Origin of the sequence: Halosegnis marinus, from assembly GCF_029338355.1 — an archaeon.
In the GTDB taxonomy this organism is placed as follows: domain Archaea; phylum Halobacteriota; class Halobacteria; order Halobacteriales; family Haloarculaceae; genus Halosegnis; species Halosegnis marinus.
In genome coordinates, this window is record NZ_CP119802.1 from 1,534,336 (window position 1) to 1,550,842 (window position 16,507).

At 70.4% G+C, this 16,507-nt stretch carries 18 protein-coding genes; 5 read left to right on the top strand and 13 right to left on the bottom strand.

Annotated features, from left to right (window positions below; all coding sequences use genetic code 11):
- Positions 1–28 precede the first annotated feature (28 nt).
- From P2T37_RS08595 to P2T37_RS08620, 6 genes are all read right to left on the bottom strand, one after another.
- Complete coding sequence (locus P2T37_RS08595) at positions 29–964, bottom strand: branched-chain amino acid transaminase (RefSeq protein ID WP_276233495.1); 936 nt, start codon at positions 962–964, stop codon at positions 29–31.
- Positions 965–1,013: 49 nt separating this feature from the next.
- On the bottom strand, positions 1,014–1,679 hold the full coding sequence (ribB, locus tag P2T37_RS08600; RefSeq protein WP_276233496.1) for a 3,4-dihydroxy-2-butanone-4-phosphate synthase: 666 nt from the start codon (positions 1,677–1,679) through the stop codon (positions 1,014–1,016).
- Positions 1,663–2,361 (bottom strand): CTP-dependent riboflavin kinase, encoded by a 699-nt coding sequence (locus tag P2T37_RS08605; protein WP_276233497.1) that lies wholly within the window; start codon positions 2,359–2,361, stop codon positions 1,663–1,665. Before P2T37_RS08605 ends, ribB begins: the two co-directional genes overlap by 17 nt.
- Before the next feature lie 142 nt (positions 2,362–2,503).
- Positions 2,504–3,457 (bottom strand): 4-demethylwyosine synthase TYW1, encoded by a 954-nt coding sequence (gene twy1, locus P2T37_RS08610; RefSeq protein ID WP_276233498.1) that lies wholly within the window; start codon positions 3,455–3,457, stop codon positions 2,504–2,506.
- Positions 3,458–3,539: 82 nt separating this feature from the next.
- The gene (locus P2T37_RS08615; RefSeq protein ID WP_276233499.1) at positions 3,540–4,652 is read right to left on the bottom strand and encodes a PQQ-binding-like beta-propeller repeat protein; all 1,113 of its coding nucleotides are present in this window, start codon (positions 4,650–4,652) and stop codon (positions 3,540–3,542) included.
- Positions 4,653–4,762: 110 nt separating this feature from the next.
- Positions 4,763–5,869 (bottom strand): WD40/YVTN/BNR-like repeat-containing protein, encoded by a 1,107-nt coding sequence (locus P2T37_RS08620; protein WP_276233500.1) that lies wholly within the window; start codon positions 5,867–5,869, stop codon positions 4,763–4,765.
- A 139-nt stretch (positions 5,870–6,008) separates the two neighbouring features.
- Here P2T37_RS08620 and argS point away from each other — a divergent pair, with 139 nt between their 5' ends.
- Positions 6,009–7,742 (top strand): arginine--tRNA ligase, encoded by a 1,734-nt coding sequence (gene argS / locus P2T37_RS08625; RefSeq protein WP_276233501.1) that lies wholly within the window; start codon positions 6,009–6,011, stop codon positions 7,740–7,742.
- On the opposite strand, the gene P2T37_RS08630 is transcribed toward argS, so the two are convergent.
- A complete protein-coding gene (locus tag P2T37_RS08630) occupies positions 7,743–7,883 on the bottom strand; it encodes a hypothetical protein (RefSeq protein ID WP_276233502.1) in 141 nt (46 codons plus the stop codon).
- 91 nt (positions 7,884–7,974) lie between these two features.
- Between P2T37_RS08630 and prf1 the strand changes: the two genes are divergently transcribed.
- Positions 7,975–9,219 (top strand): peptide chain release factor aRF-1, encoded by a 1,245-nt coding sequence (prf1, locus tag P2T37_RS08635; RefSeq protein ID WP_276233503.1) that lies wholly within the window; start codon positions 7,975–7,977, stop codon positions 9,217–9,219.
- 91 nt (positions 9,220–9,310) lie between these two features.
- Positions 9,311–9,688, top strand: coding sequence for a DUF6276 family protein (locus P2T37_RS08640; RefSeq protein WP_276233504.1), 378 nt, complete (start codon positions 9,311–9,313; stop codon positions 9,686–9,688).
- On the opposite strand, the gene lrp is transcribed toward P2T37_RS08640, so the two are convergent.
- Positions 9,689–10,147 (bottom strand): HTH-type transcriptional regulator Lrp, encoded by a 459-nt coding sequence (lrp, locus tag P2T37_RS08645; protein WP_276233505.1) that lies wholly within the window; start codon positions 10,145–10,147, stop codon positions 9,689–9,691.
- 127 nt (positions 10,148–10,274) lie between these two features.
- Here lrp and glnA point away from each other — a divergent pair, with 127 nt between their 5' ends.
- Positions 10,275–11,633: a type I glutamate--ammonia ligase gene (gene glnA, locus P2T37_RS08650; protein WP_276233506.1), complete on the top strand. Its 1,359-nt coding sequence runs from the start codon at positions 10,275–10,277 to the stop codon at positions 11,631–11,633.
- Between the two features lie 12 nt (positions 11,634–11,645).
- Here glnA and P2T37_RS08655 read toward each other — a convergent pair whose 3' ends face one another.
- The 4 genes from P2T37_RS08655 to P2T37_RS08670 are packed head-to-tail and all read right to left on the bottom strand — an operon-like array spanning position 11,646 to position 15,760.
- Positions 11,646–12,545, bottom strand: a complete 900-nt coding sequence (locus P2T37_RS08655; protein ID WP_276233507.1) for a phosphatase PAP2 family protein — start codon at positions 12,543–12,545, stop codon at positions 11,646–11,648.
- Positions 12,545–13,795: a YihY/virulence factor BrkB family protein gene (locus tag P2T37_RS08660; RefSeq protein ID WP_276233508.1), complete on the bottom strand. Its 1,251-nt coding sequence runs from the start codon at positions 13,793–13,795 to the stop codon at positions 12,545–12,547. The genes P2T37_RS08655 and P2T37_RS08660 overlap by 1 nt, the downstream gene beginning before the upstream one ends.
- 21 nt (positions 13,796–13,816) lie before the next feature.
- Positions 13,817–14,608, bottom strand: a complete 792-nt coding sequence (locus tag P2T37_RS08665) for a YihY/virulence factor BrkB family protein (protein WP_276233509.1) — start codon at positions 14,606–14,608, stop codon at positions 13,817–13,819.
- A gap of 24 nt (positions 14,609–14,632) precedes the next feature.
- Entirely contained in the window at positions 14,633–15,760 is a 1,128-nt protein-coding gene (locus P2T37_RS08670) for a tRNA (guanine(26)-N(2))-dimethyltransferase (RefSeq protein ID WP_276233510.1), read from the bottom strand.
- A gap of 126 nt (positions 15,761–15,886) precedes the next feature.
- Between P2T37_RS08670 and P2T37_RS08675 the strand changes: the two genes are divergently transcribed.
- Entirely contained in the window at positions 15,887–16,234 is a 348-nt protein-coding gene (locus P2T37_RS08675; RefSeq protein WP_276233511.1) for a hypothetical protein, read from the top strand.
- Here P2T37_RS08675 and P2T37_RS08680 read toward each other — a convergent pair.
- Positions 16,231–16,443, bottom strand: a complete 213-nt coding sequence (locus P2T37_RS08680; RefSeq protein ID WP_276233512.1) for a dodecin family protein — start codon at positions 16,441–16,443, stop codon at positions 16,231–16,233. The genes P2T37_RS08675 and P2T37_RS08680 overlap by 4 nt on opposite strands.
- Positions 16,444–16,507: the final 64 nt, after the last annotated feature.

Sequence of the window (16,507 nt, forward strand, 5' to 3'; positions counted from 1 at the left end):
GGCCGCCGCTCCTCCTCTTCTCGCCCGCTCAGACGTAGGTGAACCACTCGTCGTGGTCGTCCGTCCGGCGCTCGACGAGGTCGAAGAACGCCTGCTGGAGCTCCTCGGTGACGGGGCCGCGCGTCCCCTCGCCGATGGTGACGTTGTCGACGCGCTTGATGGGCGTCACCTCCGCGGCCGACCCGGTGAAGAACAGCTCGTCGGCCGTGTTGAGTTCGCCACGGGAGATGCTCACGTCGTCGTGGACCTCGTAGCCGCGCTGCTCGGCGAGCGTGATGAGGGTGTCGCGGGTGATGCCGTCGAGGATCGACTCCGACAGGCCGGGGGTGTATATCTCCCCGTCGCGGACCATGAAGATGTTCTCGCCCGGCCCCTCGGCGACGTTCCCCTCCTTGTTGAGGACGATGGCCTCGGCGTAGCCGTTGCGCCGCGCCTCCTCGCCCGCCAGCAGGCTGTTGACGTACAGTCCCGTGGTCTTGGCGTTCGTCGGTATCTGGCTGGAGGCGTGCTTCCGCCACGAGGAGACCATCACGTCGATGCCGTTCTCCAGCGCGTCCTCGCCGAGGTACGCGCCCCACGGCCACGCCGCGACGACCACGTCGGTCGGGCAGTCGCCGGGCGAGACGCCGAGGCTGTGGTAGCCGAAGTAGGCGATGGGCCGGACGTAGGCGGAGTCGAGGTCGTTCCGCCGGACGGTTTCGAGCGTCGCCTCCGTCAGTTCCTCCGGCGAGTACTCGATGTCGAGGTCGTACGGTTTCCCGCTCTGGTAGAACCGTTCGAGGTGTTCCTCCCAGCGGAAGATCGCGGTCCCCTGCTCGGTGTCGTACGCGCGGACGCCCTCGAAGATGCCCGTCCCGTAGTGGAGCCCGTGGGTGAGCACGTGGGTCGTCGCGTCGTCCCAGTCGACGAACTCGCCGTTCTGCCAGATGACGCCGTCTTCGGCCATCTCCTCGAACGCGGTCATGGAAGTGGCTACGCGGCGGCGAACTTAAATCCGCAAGAAGTGCCGAGGCTCAGGCCAACCGGGCGAGCAGGTCCGCGCCCTCGACGTACACGAGACCCTCGCGCTCGGCGTACGCGCGGGCGTCGGCCGGGGTGCGCGCCCCGCCCGTCTCCCCGTCGAGCATCTCACAGACGACGGCCGCGGGCGGGAGGTCGGCGGCGGCCGCGAGCGCGACGGCGAGTTCGGTGTGGCCCTGCCGGTCGCCGAGCAGGTCCGGCGCGGCCCGCAGCAGGTGGACGTGGCCGGGGGCGCGGAACTCGCTCGCGAAGTCGATTCCGGCGGGGGCGCGGGCCGCCTCGCCCAGCCGCGAGACGGTGAGCGCGCGGTCGTCGTCGGTGATGCCGGTGAAGGTGTCGCGGTGGTTCACCGTCAGGGAGAACGACGAGCGCTCGTCGTAGGCGAGTTCGTGGTCCGCGGCCGCGGGGTGGTCGATGGTCTCCTGGACGAAGGGGAGGTCCCACGCGTCGGCGACCCGGTCCGAGAGCGCGACGCAGACGAGGCCTCCAGCGTCCTCGCGCATCCGGCGGACGGCGTCGGCGTCGACGGCGTGGGCGGGATACACGATGTCCGTCTCGCCCTCGCGGTCGGCGGCGTCGTGAATCAGGACGGGTTCGCCGCGGGCGAACGCCGCGACGGCCGCCTCCACCGCGTCGAGCGCGTTACTGCTCCGTGACACGGACGGTCACCTCCTCGCCGTCCTCCAGTCCGAGCCGCTCGCGGAGCTTCTCCGGCGCGATGACCTCCAGCTGGTCGGCGTCGTGGTGGGTGCGCTCGGGGGCGATGACGTGCGCCTCGGCGTACTCGTCGCCGTCGAGGACCACGCTCGCGGGCCAGCAGAACGCCGGCCCGTAGGTGCGGTCGTCGTCCTCCCAGCCGTCGATGCGAACGGGGTCGAGCGCGTCCATCCGCGCGCGCGCCTCCACGCTCCCCTCGTCGAGTTCGACGTTGAGCGTGCCGGCGAAGGGCTCGTAGCCCAGCCGCTCCGCGAACTGCTCCATGTAGCCCGGCAGCGAGATGTAGTGGCGTCCCTCGCCCATCCCGCTCGTGACGGTGCCGTGGAGGGCGACGCCGGAGTCGCGCTCGAAGACGCGCCGGTACTGCTCGTACTCGCCGCGGAGGGCGCGCTCGCCGGCCTCGGTGACGCGGACGCGCTGGCCGTCGCCGAGCAGCTCCCGCTCGACGGTACCTGCCTCCTCCAGCCGCTGGAGCCGTCGGGAGGCGGTCTGGTTCGACGCGTCGAGCCGCTCGGCGAGCGTCGCGCACGTCACGGTGACGGCCCCGTCCAGCCCGCCCAGCAGCGCGAGCTGTTTCAGGGTGGCGAGTTCGTCGGGACCGACCGACGCGACCTGTCCTTGCATACCTCCGTCTAGCCGTCGTCGTCGCTTAAGCGTAACGAATGTGGCACGCGTAACAGAATCGTGATGGTTGCGCGCCGCGGCGACCTGCCTCGCTCGCTTCTACCGAGGGACGGCCCACGTAAGTCGGTTTCGCGTTCCGAACTCAGCGCCAGAACTCGCTGCCGCCCTTCAGTTTCGGCACCCACGTGTCCTCGTCGCGCGCGAGCAGGGCGACGCGGGACTCGGGGACTTCCCGGTAGGCGTCGTGGTCGGGGAGGAACTCGCCGACGGCCTCGGTAAAGGCGCGCACCTCGTCGTGGCTCGGCATGTTCTCGTGGTCGAGGCGGCCGCGCGAGTGGCCGACGTACATGTACGCCTTCATCTCCACGAAGTCCACGTCGGCGCGCTCGCACAGCACGGCGTACCACTCCGGGGTGTGCATGTTCACGCCGTCCACGAGCGTGGTGCGGATGACCGTTCGCGTGTCGTCCTTGGCGGCGAGCACGTCCAGCGTGTCGAGCAGGCGCTCCCACGCGTCGTCCTCGACGGCTCCGACCGTCCGGTCGAAGGTGTGCCGGTCCGCGGCGTCCACGGAGACGTACAGCTGTGTCGGGTCGCAGTCGGCGAGCACCTCGGGGCGCGTCCCGTTCGAGACGAGGAAGGTGGTGATGTCGCGGTCGTGGAACGCCTCGATGAGTTCGGGGAGATAGGGGTACAGCGTCGGCTCGCCGTCGAGCGAGATGGCGACGTGGCGCGGCTCCATCGCCTCGTCGAACACCCGGCGGGGCACCTCGTCGTTGCCGCCGAACCCCGAGAGCAGTTTCCGCTGGAGTTCGATGGAGGCGTCCACGACGGCCTCGGGGTCGTCCCACGCCACGTCGTCGAGTTCGTAGGCGTGGCCCGCGTGGTCGCGCCAGCAGAAGACGCACCGCTCGTTGCATTTCACGACGGGCGTCATCTGGATACAGCGGTGCGACTGGATGCCGTAGAAGGTGTTCTTGTAACAGCGCCCCTCGCCCCGCAGGGCGTTGGCGGTCCAGCCGCACGTCTGGGCGGCCGTGTGGTTCACGTGGTGGTAGTCCGGGTCGTCCACCTGTTTCGGCCCGGAGTCGCTCATGGCCGAGCGTCGGCGCCGCCGGGGGTAAAGCCGTCGCTGTCGGAGCGAGCGTTCGGAAAGGGGGGTGATGGGTGTGGCGGACTCAGGCGCGCGAGCGCATCACGACGGTGCCGGAGGAGCCGACGGCCACGTCGGGGTAGGTGAGGCCGTCGCCGGCGGCGCCGCCGTAGCGAGCTTCGAGCAGCGCCGAGCCGATGGCGTTGTCGCCGTCCATCAGGCGGCCCCACTGCTCGCCGGAGCGCTTCTCGAAGACGCGCCCGGAGTTGCCGACGACGAGCTTGTTCGTCCCCTGGCGGGTGATGCAGGTGAGCTTCTTCGTGCCGAGTTGGAGGGGGGTCCAGTTGTTACAGGCGCACTCCAGCCGGTAGAGCTTCCCGCCGCCGGAGGCGACGTACGCGCGGTCCTCGTCCTCCGTCTCGTAGCTGATGACGTCGGAGGCCGCCACCTGCGAGTTCGGGATGCCGACGTCCTCCCACGCGTCCGTGGCGTAGCCGTCGCCCGAGGCCGCGAACGCGTTCGAGGAGGTGTCCACCGCGTGGCCGTAGCCCGGGCGCGACTCGCGGAAGTCAAGCGCCGGGATGTTCGACCCGGAGCCGGGCTTGATGAGGTTGACGCCCGGTTCGTCGAGGTCGGTGAGCAGACAGCCCTGTTCCGTGTCCATCGGGAGCCGCATCACCTCGCCCGAGCCGTTGGAGGCGTAGACGATCTCCTCGCCGACGTTCCCGACGACGCTGATTCCCTCCCACGTCGAGGTCTTGCCCGACGGGGCGGAGTAGTTGTACTTGGTCTTCGTCTCCACGTCGAACGCGCCGAACGCGCCCGAGCCGCCGACGAAGTAGACGCGCCGCCCGTCGTCGGTGACGTCGGCCGCGCGCAGAGCGTTGCCCCGCGTCGCCGGGCCGTTCGAGAACGCGAGCTGCCACTCGTGGTTGGCGAAGTCCGTCTCGTTGCCGTTAGGCATCTCGTAGGTGAGCAGGTTTCCGGCCTCGCCGACCGCGACCGGCCCGCGCGTCGTGGAGACGACGCTGTACAGCGTCTTGGTCGTCGCCACGCTGCCCGGGAAGCTCTGCCACCTGTTGTCCCCGGCCGCGAGCGCCGCGTTGGCCGAGCCGAGCGTCGCCGCGCCGCCGGCCGCGGCCGTGACCGCGCCGGCCGCTTTCAGTACCGACCGCCGTGAGAGGGGGGTATCTGCCATTGGGGTTGCACCTGCCACCGACTACACGCCTATCGGGGATAAAAGTATAACAAAAATGATACGAACGGTGCCGTCGCTACTCGCTCCTCTCCTCGGGGACGAGCGCCGCGCTACCGCTCGACGATCGTTCCGGAGTTGCCGACCGCGATATCGACCCCGCCCGCGCTCGCCGCGAGCAGGGTGTTGCCGGTCGGCGTGTCCGCCACGTCGAACCCGGCGCCCGTGCGCTCGAAGACGCGGCCGCTCTCGCCGGCGCCGAGCACGCGGTCGCCGTCGCGCGAGACGCCCCGGACGGACTTGGTCCCGGCCTGCAGCGGCGTCCAGTTCTCACAGACGCAGTCCAGTCGCCACAGGCGTCCGTCGCCCGCACCGACGTACACGCGGTCGCGGCCGCTCGACAGGTCGTAGGTGGTCGTCCGCGAGTCCGCGATGCCGACGCGGGTCCACGTCTCCGCGCCGTCCTCGGTGCGGAACACCCCGCCGTTCGCCGAGAGCGCGTGCCCGTACTCGGCGTCGACGAAGTCCACCGCGGCGATGCCATACGAGCTTCCCGTGTCGCTCGCGCGCCACGACATCCCCGTCGAGCCGTCGTCGGTCGGAGACGCGGTGGCGGTTGGCGTCTCGGTTGCGGTTGCGGTTTCGGTGGCGGTGGCTGTCGTCGTCTCGGTTGTGGTCTCGGTGGCCGTCGCCGTCGCGGTGGCCGTCTCCGTCGGCGTCGCCGTGCTCGTCGCCTCGTCGGATACCGTCCCGACGAACACCTCGCCCGACCCCTTCGCGAGGTAGACCCGCTCGTCGCCCGACGGCCCGGCGACCGCGACGTCCCCGAACGACGGCGAGACGCCGAGCGGGTTCGAGCGGTTCGTCGCGGTTCCCGCGACGAGGTCGTAGCTCCCGACCGTTCCCGAGGAGCCGGCGACCCACAGTCGGTCGCCGTCGTCGCTGGCCGCGACCCCGTACAGCGTCTTGTTCGCGTCGCCCGGTCCGTCGCCGTCGAGGATGGACCACGACCCGCTCGCCCGGCGTATCACGGCGCCGCTCCCGCCGACGGCGTACACGTTCCCGGCCGCACGGGTCACCGCGTGCAGCGTCTTCGAGGTCGGCGACGAAACGGTGCTCCACTCCTCCGCGAACACCCCGGAGGCGCCGACGGTCGCGATGCCGGCGACGGCCGTACCCAGCCCTGCCAGTAGCCGCCGTCTCGACGTGGGGGGTGACATGCTGACTGAACCGACACGACCGGTACGGGAAAAACAGGGGGGTGGGTGGAGGCGGCCGTCGTCCGCTCCGCCTCGTTGCCTCCCTCCGGTCGGCAACGCCCTTCGCAAACCCCTTTATCCATCCACGGAAACGGGGCGTATGTTCATCCCCTTCCGTCGCGAGGTCGCGTCGGCCCTGTCGGACGCCATGGCGGCGTGCGGCTACCCCGACGACGACCTCGGTATCGAGGAGCCGCCCGAGGGCGTCGACGCCGTGCTCGCCTCGTCGGCCGCGTTCCGGCTGGCGGGCGAGGCCGGCGCGCCCCCGCCGGAGGTCGCCGCCGAACTCGCCGAGGCCGTCGACCTCGCGGACGCCGAGTACGTCGCCGACGCGACGCCGCAGGGCCCGTACGTGAACTTCACGCCGAGCGAGGCGTACTTCGCGGACGCGCTCGCCGTGCGCGAGGAGGCAGGGCGGCTGGAGCCGACGGGCGACTCGGTCGTCGTCGAACACACCTCCGCGAACCCGACCGGCCCGGTCCACGTCGGCCGGGCGCGCAATCCGATTATCGGGGACGCCGTCGCCAACCTCCTCGACTACGCCGGCGACGACGTGGAGCGCCACTACTACGTCAACGACGCCGGCCGGCAGATGGCCGTCTTCACGTGGGCCTACGAGCGGTTCGACGAGTCGGATCTCCCCGAGCCCGAGCGCGACCGCATCGAGTACGACCTCGTGCGCTACTACCGGAAGGGGAACGAGTTCCTGGAGAACGCCGATCCCGACGCCGTCGAGGCCGCCGAGGCCGAGATAGAGGCCATCCTGCAGGGGCTGGAGGCGGGCGACGAGGCGACCTACGAGCGCGTCGGCGAGGTGGTCGACGGGGTACTCTCCGGCATGAAGGCGTGCCTGGCGCGGCTCCCCGCGGAGTTCGACGAGTTCGTCAAGGAGACGCGGTTCATGCGGAACGGCGCTACCGACGACGTGGTCGCACGCCTGAAGGAACTGGACGAGGCCGTCTACGAGGAGGAGGCGTGGCAGCTCGACCTCGACGGCTTCGAGAAGCACCTCGTCTTCCTCCGCTCGGACGGCACCTCGCTGTACACGACCCGCGACCTCGCCCACCACGAGTGGAAGTTCGACAACTACGACCGGGCCGTCACCGTGCTCGGCGAGGACCACAAACTGCAGGCCGGCCAACTGCGCGAGGCGCTCGACCTCCTGGGCAACGACACCGACCAGCTCTCCTCGGTCATCTACTCGTACGTGAACCTCCCCGAGGGGAAGATGTCCACCCGCGCGGGGACGGGCGTGGACCTCGACGACCTGCTTGACGAGGCCGTCGAGCGCGCCCGCGGCGAGGTGGAGTCGCGCATCGACGACCGGACGCGCAACGACCTCGACGACGACGATATCGAGCGCATCGCCCGGCAGGTCGGTATCGGGGCGGTCCGCTACGACATCGTCTCCAAACAGCCGACGAAGGCCATCACCTTCGAGTGGGACCGCGCGCTCGACTTCGAGGCGCAGTCCGCGCCGTACGTCCAGTACGTCCACGCGCGCTGTTGTGGCATCCTCGACGACGCCGGGGCGGTTCCCGACGACGCCGACGTGTCCGTCCTGACCGAGCCGGAGGAGCGCGACCTGCTGCGCGACGTGGCGCGCTTCACCGGCGTGGTCGACGGGGCCGCCGCCGACCTCGAGCCCCACCGCGTCGCCACCTTTACGCGGGAGTTCGCCGAGACGTTCAACGCCTTCTACCGGGAGTGTCAGGTGCTCTCGGCGGAGGACCCGGACGTCAGGGAGGCGCGCGTCGCGCTCGTGGCCGCGGCTCGCCACACGATGGCGAACGCGCTCGACGTGCTCGGCGTCGAGGCCCCGGAGTCGATGTGACTACGGGACGAGAACGGTCCCGGCGATGAGGCTCCCGCCGACGAACTGCACCGTGACGGCGCCGAGACCCAGCGCGAGCAGGAGGAAGATGATTATCCACGAGAGCGGTATCGAGGAGTCCGTGTCGTCGGGGTCGGCCATACCCGAGCGTTGCGGACGGGCCGCTTAAACCCTAGCGAAACGGCCACAGGCGGTCAACAGTTACTTACCCGTCTTCGGCTTACCTCGGACAATGAGTCAGCAGGAGCAGTCGGACAAACAGAAGTACGAGTTCCGACGCGTCATCGAGGAACTCCAGGAGTACGAGGGATCAGGAACACAGCTCGTCAGCATCTACGTCCCCGAGGACCGGCAGATATCCGACGTCGCGGCCCACATCACCCAGGAGCACTCCGAGGCGTCGAACATCAAGTCGAAGCAGACCCGCACCGCCGTGCAGGACGCGCTCACCTCCCTGAAGGACCGGCTGAAGTACTACAAGACGCCCCCGGAGAACGGGATGGTGATGTTCTCTGGCGCCATCAACACCGGCGGCGGGCAGACGGACATGGTGACGAAGGTGCTGGAGTCGCCGCCCGACCCCGTCGAGTCGTTCCGCTACCACTGCGACTCGGCGTTCCTCACGGAGCCGCTCGAACACATGCTCGCGGACAAGGGGCTGTTCGGGCTCGTCGTCCTCGACCGCCGCGAGGCGAACGTCGGCTGGCTGAAGGGCAAGCGCGTCGAGCCGGTCAAGTCGGCCTCCTCGCTCGTCCCCGGCAAGCAGCGGAAGGGTGGCCAGTCCGCACAGCGGTTCGCCCGCCTGCGGCTGGAGGCCATCGACAACTTCTACCAGGAGGTCGCGGAGATGGCCGACGACCTGTTCGTCCCGAAGCGCCACGAGATGGACGGCGTCCTCGTGGGCGGCCCCTCGCCGACGAAGGACGAGTTCCTCGACGGCGACTACCTCCACCACGAGCTACAGGACATCGTCCTCGGGAAGTTCGACGTCTCCTACACCGACGAGTCGGGGCTCTACGACCTCGTCGACGCCGCGGAGGACGTGCTCGCCGAGACGGAGGTGATGAAGGACAAGGCCGAGATGGAGGAGTTCTTCAAGGAGCTCCACGACGGCGAGAAGGCCACCTACGGCTTCGAGCAGACCCGCCGCAACCTCGTCATGGGCTCGGTCGACCGCCTGCTCATCTCCGAGGACCTCCGCAACGACGTGGTCACCTACGAGTGTCCGAACGGCCACGAGGAGCGCGAGGTCATCGACCGCCGGAAGAACACCCCGAGCCACGAGTGTACGGAGTGCGGCGAGACGGTGTCGGCCGACGAGGGCGAGCGCGAGGACGTCATCGACCACCTCATCGAGATCGCCGAACAGCGCGGGACGGAGGCGAAGTTCATCTCCACGGACTTCGAGAAGGGCGAACAGCTGATGACCGCCTTCGGCGGCGTCGCCGGTATTCTGCGGTACTCCACGGGCGTCTAAAGGCCCGATTTCCGCTCGGAGCTACGCTCCTTCGCTCGCGGACGAGACGGGAGATGCGAACGCACTTGTCCGGCGGTCGTCTCCCGGCGGTATGGACTGCGAGGAGTGCGGCGGCCCCGTCGTCGCCTACGAGGTGCCCGAGTCGCTGCGCGAGTACGTCGACCGCGAGTACGCCGCGACCTGTACGCGGTGTCTCGCGCTCTCGGACGCGAGCTTCGGCGGCGAGCCGGACTTCTCGAACGTCTCCGACGCCTTCCCCGAGGGCGAGGCCGGCGCGGCGCTGGCGCTGGCGCTCGGGCTGTTGGACTCGCTCGCGCTGAACCGGGGCGCGATAGAGAACCTGCTCGAGGCGGTCGAGCGCGGCGGGGCCGACCCGCTGCTCGTCCTCGACCGGCTCGCCTCGCAGGGGAACGTCCGGCTCCACTTCGACGCGAGCCGGCGGCGACACCAGCTCGAACAGCTGCTGTGACTACTCCGTCACGTCGAGCTCGAACTGCTCGTTCTCCACGACGGCGTTGAGGACGACGCTCGTGTTCGACTCCTTGATGTCGGGGTCCACGAGCAGTTCCTTGATCTGGTTGTTCATGTGGTCCGTGTCGGTGAACTTCCCGATGGCGATGATGTCGTGGTCGCCGGTCACCTCGTACACCGACACCATCTGTTTGTGCTCGCGCAGCCGCTCCGTGATGTCCGGCAGCGCCGACCCCTCGCACTTCAGCTGGATGACGGCGGTCACGTCGTAGCCGAGCTTGTCGTAGTCGACGACCGGCGTGTAGCCGGTGATGATGCCCTCCTCCTCCAGGTCGGAGATGTGGTTCGAGACGGTGGTGACGGAGACGCCGAGCTGTTCCGCGAGCGAGCGGAGCGACGCGCGGCCGTCGCGCAGCAGCGCGTTCACCAGCTTCTGGTCCAGGTTTTCGTACGTCATTACACCTCACGTCGCACGGGGCACACAATAATTTTACGAACATCCAATTGTTGCGCGACGGTGGAATCTTTTGCGAGATTAGATAGGGCTTTATTACTTCGGATGTTCGGAACGCCTGTCTCGAACAATGACAGCGGAATCCGCCCCCGACGGGGGCCTTTCGGCGGAAGCACAGCGCGTCCTCGACGAGATAGACGACAAGGACGTGGAGTTCCTTCGGCTCCAGTTCACCGACATCCTCGGGACGGTCAAGAACGTCTCCGTGCCGGCCGACCAGGCCGAGAAGGCGTTCACCGAGGGCATCTACTTCGACGGCTCCTCCATCGAGGGGTTCGTCCGCATCCAGGAGTCGGACATGCGGCTCAAGCCCGACCCCTCGACGTTCGCCGTGCTGCCGTGGCGGGACGGCCACTCCGCGCGGCTCATCTGTGACGTCATCGACACCTCGACGGGCGAGCCGTTCGAGGGCGACCCGCGCTACGTCCTGAAGGACGCCCTGGCGCGCGCCGAGGAGATGGGCTACACCGTCAACGCCGCGCCCGAGCCGGAGTTCTTCCTCTTCGAGGAGGACGAGGACGGGCGCGCGACGACGAAGACGAACGACGCCGGCGGCTACTTCGACCTCGCGCCGAAGGACCTCGCGTCCGACGTCCGCCGCGACATCATCTTCGGGCTGGAGGAGATGGGCCTCGACGTCGAGGCGAGCCACCACGAGGTCGCACAGGGCCAACACGAGATCAACTTCGAGTACGCGGACGCGCTGACGACGGCCGACAACGTCGGCACGTTCCGCACCGTCGTGCGCGCCATCGCGGCCCAGCACGACCTCCACGCGACGTTCATGCCCAAGCCGATTCCGCGCATCAACGGCTCGGGGATGCACACCCACATCTCGCTGTTCGAGGACGGCGAGAACGCGTTCCACGACGAGGACGACGAGTTCGACCTCTCGGAGACGGCCCACAGCTTCATCGCTGGCGTTCTCGAGCACGCGCCCGCGCTCGCGGCCGTGACGAACCCGACGGTGAACAGCTACAAGCGGCTCGTCCCCGGCTACGAGGCGCCCGTCTACGTGGCGTGGTCCGACCGCAACCGCTCGGCGCTCATCCGCAAGCCGGCCGCGCGCGTCCCGGCCGCCTCCCGCATCGAGGCGCGCTTCCCGGACCCGTCGTGTAACCCGTACCTCGCGTTCGCGGTGCTCATCCACGCCGGCCTCGACGGCATCGAGCAGGGGCTGGAGTGCCCGGACCCGGTCCGCGAGAACATCTACGAGTTCGACGAGGAGAAGCGCGAGGAGTACGGCATCGACACCCTCCCGTCGAACCTCGGCGAGGCCATCGACGCGCTGGAGGAGGACGAGCTCGTGCTGGACGCGCTGGGCGACCACGTCGGCGAGAAGTTCATCGAGGCCAAGACGGCCGAGTACGACGACTACCGCGTCGACGTCTCCCAGTGGGAGCTCGACCGGTACCTGGAGACGTTCTGAACGCGGCCCGACTCACGCCCCTTTCTTTCGCGCCCGCCCGACCAGCCGCGCGGCCGCGAGCGGCGCGGCGAACACCGCGACGACGGCGACCCCGGCGGCGAGGAAGCCGACGACCGGCGCCTCGCCCGCGACGCTCGCCGCCACGAGGCCGCCGGCGACGACGACCGCCAGCACGGCCGCGACGGCCCCCGTCCGGCGGGTCGGGTCGGGGGCGCGGCCGCCGAACAGCGTCCAGCCGAGCCGTCCGCCGAGCGCCCCGCCGAGCGCGGTTATCGTCTCGAACGAGAAGGAGAACGCCGCGCCGAGGACGGCCACCAGAAGCGCCAGCGAGAGCGCGCGCTTCACCCGGAGGCGCTCGCCCCCCGACAGCGTCCACACGACGGCGAGGTAGCCGCCGCCGAGCGCGACCCCGACGAGCACGTCGGTGAGGTAGTGGACGCCGATGACGACCCGCGAGAGCGCGACGGCGACGACGACGAGCGCCGCGGCGGCGTAGCGGACGCGTCGTCGCCCGACCTCGAAGGCGAGCGCGGCCGCGCCGTAGACGGCGGCGCTCCCGGTCGCGTGCCCCGACGGGAGGGTGAAGCCGTCGGCGGTCGCCGCCCGCTCCCACAGCGGGACGAGCGCGGTCGGGAGCCACGCGAGTTCGGGCGCGACCCCCGCGCCGGGCGGGCGCGGGTGGACGAGCAGTTCCTTCAGCCCCGCCGTGAGCGCCAGCGCGCCCAGCGCGACGGCGACGACGAACGCGGCCCGTTCGCGGGTGACGCCGTCCACCAGTTCGCCGAGCGCGTAGGCGGCCGTCAGTCCGAGGAGGTAGAACGGGAGGCCGCCGAGCAGGGTGACGAGCGCGAAGAACACGACGACGGGTTCGGGTATCGAGAGCGACTCGACGACGCCGAGGCCGTGGCCCATCAGTCGCGGAGGTCGCCGGCCTTGTCCCGGAGCTTTCCGGGGAGGGAGGCCGCCGAGACGCCCGCGCCGACGAGCAGCATCAACACGTAGAGCCCGAGCGTCGAGAGCCAGATGACGAGCATCGCGAACACGGCGGCCCAGTCCGAGAGGAGGGAGAAGGCGCCGAGCGTCATCGCCGTCCCGTACAGCAGGACGAGGTACGGTCCCCAGCCGGTCGCCTTGCCGGCGCGCATCCGGTCGCGGACGTACCGTTTCAGGTCGCGCTCCAGTTCCTCGCGGCGGACGGTTCGCTCCTCGACGTCCTCCTCGAACTCGGCGATGCGCCGCCGGAGCTCCCGCAGTTCCGCCTCCGTGTCGTCGTCCACGTCTGTCCCGTCGATGGACCCGGCGGGTGATAAGCCCCGTTGGTCCGCGGCCGCGGCGACCGGCGACCCGGCGTCGAGATCGGCGGCCTCGACCCGGCCGGCGAGCACGGCGTTGAGGACGACGCCGACGAGCAGGACGAGTCCCCCGAAGTAGAGGAAGGTGATGAGCAGCAGGACGGCCCCGAGGACGCCGTACGCCTCGTAGCTCCCGGCGATGCCGGCGTAGACGCGGAAGCCGGTCTGGAGCGCGGTCCAGCCCACGGCGGCGAGGACGGCGCCCGGGACCGCCTCGCGGACGGTCAGCCCCCCGCGGTCGGGGAGGACGTAGTAGAGCGGGAGGAAGACGAGCGTCAGCCCCCCGAGCGAGACGACGGTGCCGACGAGCGGCGCGAGGTCGAGGCCCCCGGCGAGGAGGTCGAACCGCGCCGTGAGGACGCCGAGCGCGACGGTGACGCCGATACCGAGCCCGACGCCGACGAGGGTGACCAGCCCGTCGCGGAGCTGGTCGAACAGCGTCTGTTCGGCGGCGGTGCCGTAGACGGTCGAGAAGGCCACGTCGAGCCCGCGGAACAGCTTCAGCCCGGACCACAGCAGCACGACGGTGCCGACGAGGGTCGCGCCGCCGCGCCCGGTCGCGTTGACGAGCGCGGCCGTCACGACCGCCCCCGCCTCCTCGCCGAACGAGCCCGCCGCGGCCGCGCCGAGGTCGGCGGCGAGTTCCGGGCCGCCGAGGACGCTGACCGCGACGATGGCGAGCAGCAGGAGGGGCAGCAGCGAGATGAACGCGTAGTAGGCGAGGCTCGCGGCGATGAAGGTGATACGGTCCGACTGGATGCCGGCGACCACCGCGCGGACGACCCCGACGACGCCTGATACCCGACTCACGCCGGCGACTTCGCCGACGCGCTACAAATAGTCGGCGACCCACGCGTCGTCGGCGGAGACGTGGCCCCCGCGGACGGCGTTGAGCGCCGCCCCGACGAGGACACAGAGGCCGCCGACGTAGAGCCACGCCAGCGCAAGCAGGACGACCCCGAGCGCGCCGTAGCGCCACCCGCCGCCCGCGGCGGCGTACCACCGCACGGCCACCGTCGCGAGCGTCCACGCCAGCGCCGACAGCGCCGCCCCGGGGAGCGCCTCGCGGACGCCCACGTCGGGCTCCGGGAAGACGACGAACGTCGGGAGGACGGCGACGACCAGTCCGCAGAACAGCGCGAGGGTGCCGACGGGGGCGAGCCACCCCTCCGAGACGGCGAAGGGGAGCCGCGCCGCGGCGAGCGCGACGGCCGACAGCGCGGCCACGTCTGCGGCCCCGACGACGGCGGCGTCGCGGAGGGCGTCCGCGGCCGACCGCTCCCGGCGCTCGGCGTAAACCGCGGCGAACCCTCCTTCGAGCCCGTGGAACAGCCGACCGACGCCGAACACGAGCAGGGCGCCGCCGACGAGGGTGGCGCCGAAGCGGCCGCGCGCGTCCCGGACGGTCGATTCGATGAGCGTTCCCACGCCGGGTTCGAGCGCCTCCGTGGTCGCCGCGAGCGCGCGGCTCCCGGTCGGCTCGCCGGCCACCGTCGCGACGACGAGGACGACGAGCACGCCCAGCGGGACGAGCGAGACGAACGCGAAGTACGCGAGGCTCCCGGCGAGCGTCGTCACGCCGGCACGGCGGGCGACGGCGACGGTCCCGCGCAGGAGGTCCACGGTCGCGGTTCGCCCCGTCGACGGTTATAACACGGCGTCGCGTATCTCGGCGACCGACGCCGGCGTCTTGAACGTCGTTCCGCCGTAGTGGCTCCGCGAGGCCGGATGGCCCGCGTCGCGCAGCGCGGCGAGGAACTCGTCCATCCCGACGGCGGGCTCGCCCCAGTTGCCGTACAGTTCGTGCTGGTCGTAGTGGGTCGGGTCGTGGCGCTCCTCGCCCAGCCGCTCGCAGAGCCGCCGGGCCTTCTTCGCCTCGCCCATCGCGTCGGTGACCCGCTCGGCGACGGCGGCGACGAAGTCGCGGTCGTGGGTCGCGCCGAGGTAGAGGGGGCCGGCGGTCACGGTGTCGGTCCCGCAGTTCGGGCACTCGTCGGTCGGGTCCGCGATGAGGCCGCGCGCGTGGTCGCGCCAGTAGCAGTCGCGGCACCAATCGACGTGGCCGAGTTCGTCGATGCGCTCGTTCGCCCGCGTCGCGCCCGAGTCGAGCGCGAGGTAGGTGCGGACGTAGTGGCTCGTCGCGTGGGTGAACACGGGCGTCGCGGCCACGTCGTACCGGGCCGCGGTGCGGAGACACGCCGAGAGGAGGACGCGAACGCCCATCTCCGCGTGGAACTCCGTGTTCCGCGGGACGGCGCCGTACTTTCGCACGCCGCTCTCGAAGTGGGCGCCACACAGCGGCGCGGTGTCGGTGGCGGTGACACAGACGAGTTCGCGCGCGCCGTTGAACGCCGCGTCGAGGAAGGGGACGGCGGTGCCGAACGGGTCGAGGTCCACCACGTCGTAGTAGTTCGTGTGCAGGTGTGCGTTCGCGTTCGCGCGCACGCACTCGCCCGCGAGGCCGTTCCGGTCGAGGTTCTCGGCCGCGAGGTCGACCGCGTCCGAGTCGATGTCCGTACACGTGGCGTCCCAGCCGGCGTTCGCCGCCCGGACGCCCCGAACGCCGGAGGCACACATCGCGTCGAGGTAGGTGCCCGGGCCGTCGCCGCCCGAATCCCCGTACCCCGCCTCGGCCCACGCGTCGAGGACGGCGACGGTGAGGTCGCGGTTCAGTTCCTGTGCGGGGTTGAAGAAGACCCCGTCGCCCGCGCCCTCGCTGGCCCCGTGGCGGGTCTCCGGGACCGTCATCGTCACGCCGCCCTCCGTCACGTCCATACCCGCGTTCCCGCCCCCGCGGCGAAAAGGGACACGGATACGCCCCGGCTTCCCGTGGAGCGCGCCCGCGGAGCCCCGAGCGTCCCCACCGAACCCCTTTTGCACGGTCCCCGAGAACCGGGAGCCGTGAACGCGGTCGAGGAGTGGCAGGACGCCCTCTCCGAGTCGGGCGAACTCACCCCCGACGTAGTCGACCGCATCCTCGCGGCCCACGGCGAGCGCGGGGCGAAGGCGCTCGACGCCGTCGCCGAGGAGCGCGTCAAGCGGTACAACGACTTCACCGTCGTCGTGGGTCACGAGGACGAGTACGTCGTCGAGGACGGGGCGTGTCAGTGCCGGGACGCCCAGTACAACCTCGACGTCGAGGACCCGACGGCGCTGTGTTGGCACGCCATCGCCGTGGCCGTCGCCGAGCGGGTCGACCGGGTGGACTACCACGACATGTGGTACTCCGACGTGCGGGAGCTGCTCTAGGGGTTCCCCTCGCGGACGGGGAAGGCTACCTCGACGGTCGCCTTGTACTCGGTTACCGCTCCGTTCTCGACCTCCGCGGTCCAGTCCTCGACCTCGACGCCGCGGATGTCGTCTATCGTGTCGTTCGCGCGCGCGACCGCCTCGTTCGCCGCGTCCTCCCACGACTCCGCCGAGGTGCCGAGCACCTTGATTATCTTCACTGCCGTCATGGCGGCTCGACGTCGTTCGACACGGCGGTTAACTATGCGCGGGCTAGTCGGTCGCGGCGGCGCG

Excerpts from the sequence above, each read along its gene's own strand:
- P2T37_RS08595 (WP_276233495.1), bottom strand. The coding sequence starts at position 964 with ATGACCGCGTTCGAGGAGATGGCCGAAGACGGCGTCATCTGGCAGAAC.
- P2T37_RS08605 (WP_276233497.1), bottom strand. The coding sequence starts at position 2,361 with ATGCAAGGACAGGTCGCGTCGGTCGGTCCCGACGAACTCGCCACCCTG.
- twy1 (WP_276233498.1), bottom strand. The coding sequence starts at position 3,457 with ATGAGCGACTCCGGGCCGAAACAGGTGGACGACCCGGACTACCACCAC.
- P2T37_RS08615 (WP_276233499.1), bottom strand. The coding sequence starts at position 4,652 with ATGGCAGATACCCCCCTCTCACGGCGGTCGGTACTGAAAGCGGCCGGC.
- P2T37_RS08620 (WP_276233500.1), bottom strand. The coding sequence starts at position 5,869 with ATGTCACCCCCCACGTCGAGACGGCGGCTACTGGCAGGGCTGGGTACG.
- argS (WP_276233501.1), top strand. The coding sequence starts at position 6,009 with ATGTTCATCCCCTTCCGTCGCGAGGTCGCGTCGGCCCTGTCGGACGCC.
- P2T37_RS08630 (WP_276233502.1), bottom strand. The coding sequence starts at position 7,883 with ATGGCCGACCCCGACGACACGGACTCCTCGATACCGCTCTCGTGGATA.
- prf1 (WP_276233503.1), top strand. The coding sequence starts at position 7,975 with ATGAGTCAGCAGGAGCAGTCGGACAAACAGAAGTACGAGTTCCGACGC.
- P2T37_RS08640 (WP_276233504.1), top strand. The coding sequence starts at position 9,311 with ATGGACTGCGAGGAGTGCGGCGGCCCCGTCGTCGCCTACGAGGTGCCC.
- lrp (WP_276233505.1), bottom strand. The coding sequence starts at position 10,147 with ATGACGTACGAAAACCTGGACCAGAAGCTGGTGAACGCGCTGCTGCGC.
- glnA (WP_276233506.1), top strand. The coding sequence starts at position 10,275 with ATGACAGCGGAATCCGCCCCCGACGGGGGCCTTTCGGCGGAAGCACAG.
- P2T37_RS08655 (WP_276233507.1), bottom strand. The coding sequence starts at position 12,545 with ATGGGCCACGGCCTCGGCGTCGTCGAGTCGCTCTCGATACCCGAACCC.
- P2T37_RS08670 (WP_276233510.1), bottom strand. The coding sequence starts at position 15,760 with ATGGACGTGACGGAGGGCGGCGTGACGATGACGGTCCCGGAGACCCGC.
- P2T37_RS08680 (WP_276233512.1), bottom strand. The coding sequence starts at position 16,443 with ATGACGGCAGTGAAGATAATCAAGGTGCTCGGCACCTCGGCGGAGTCG.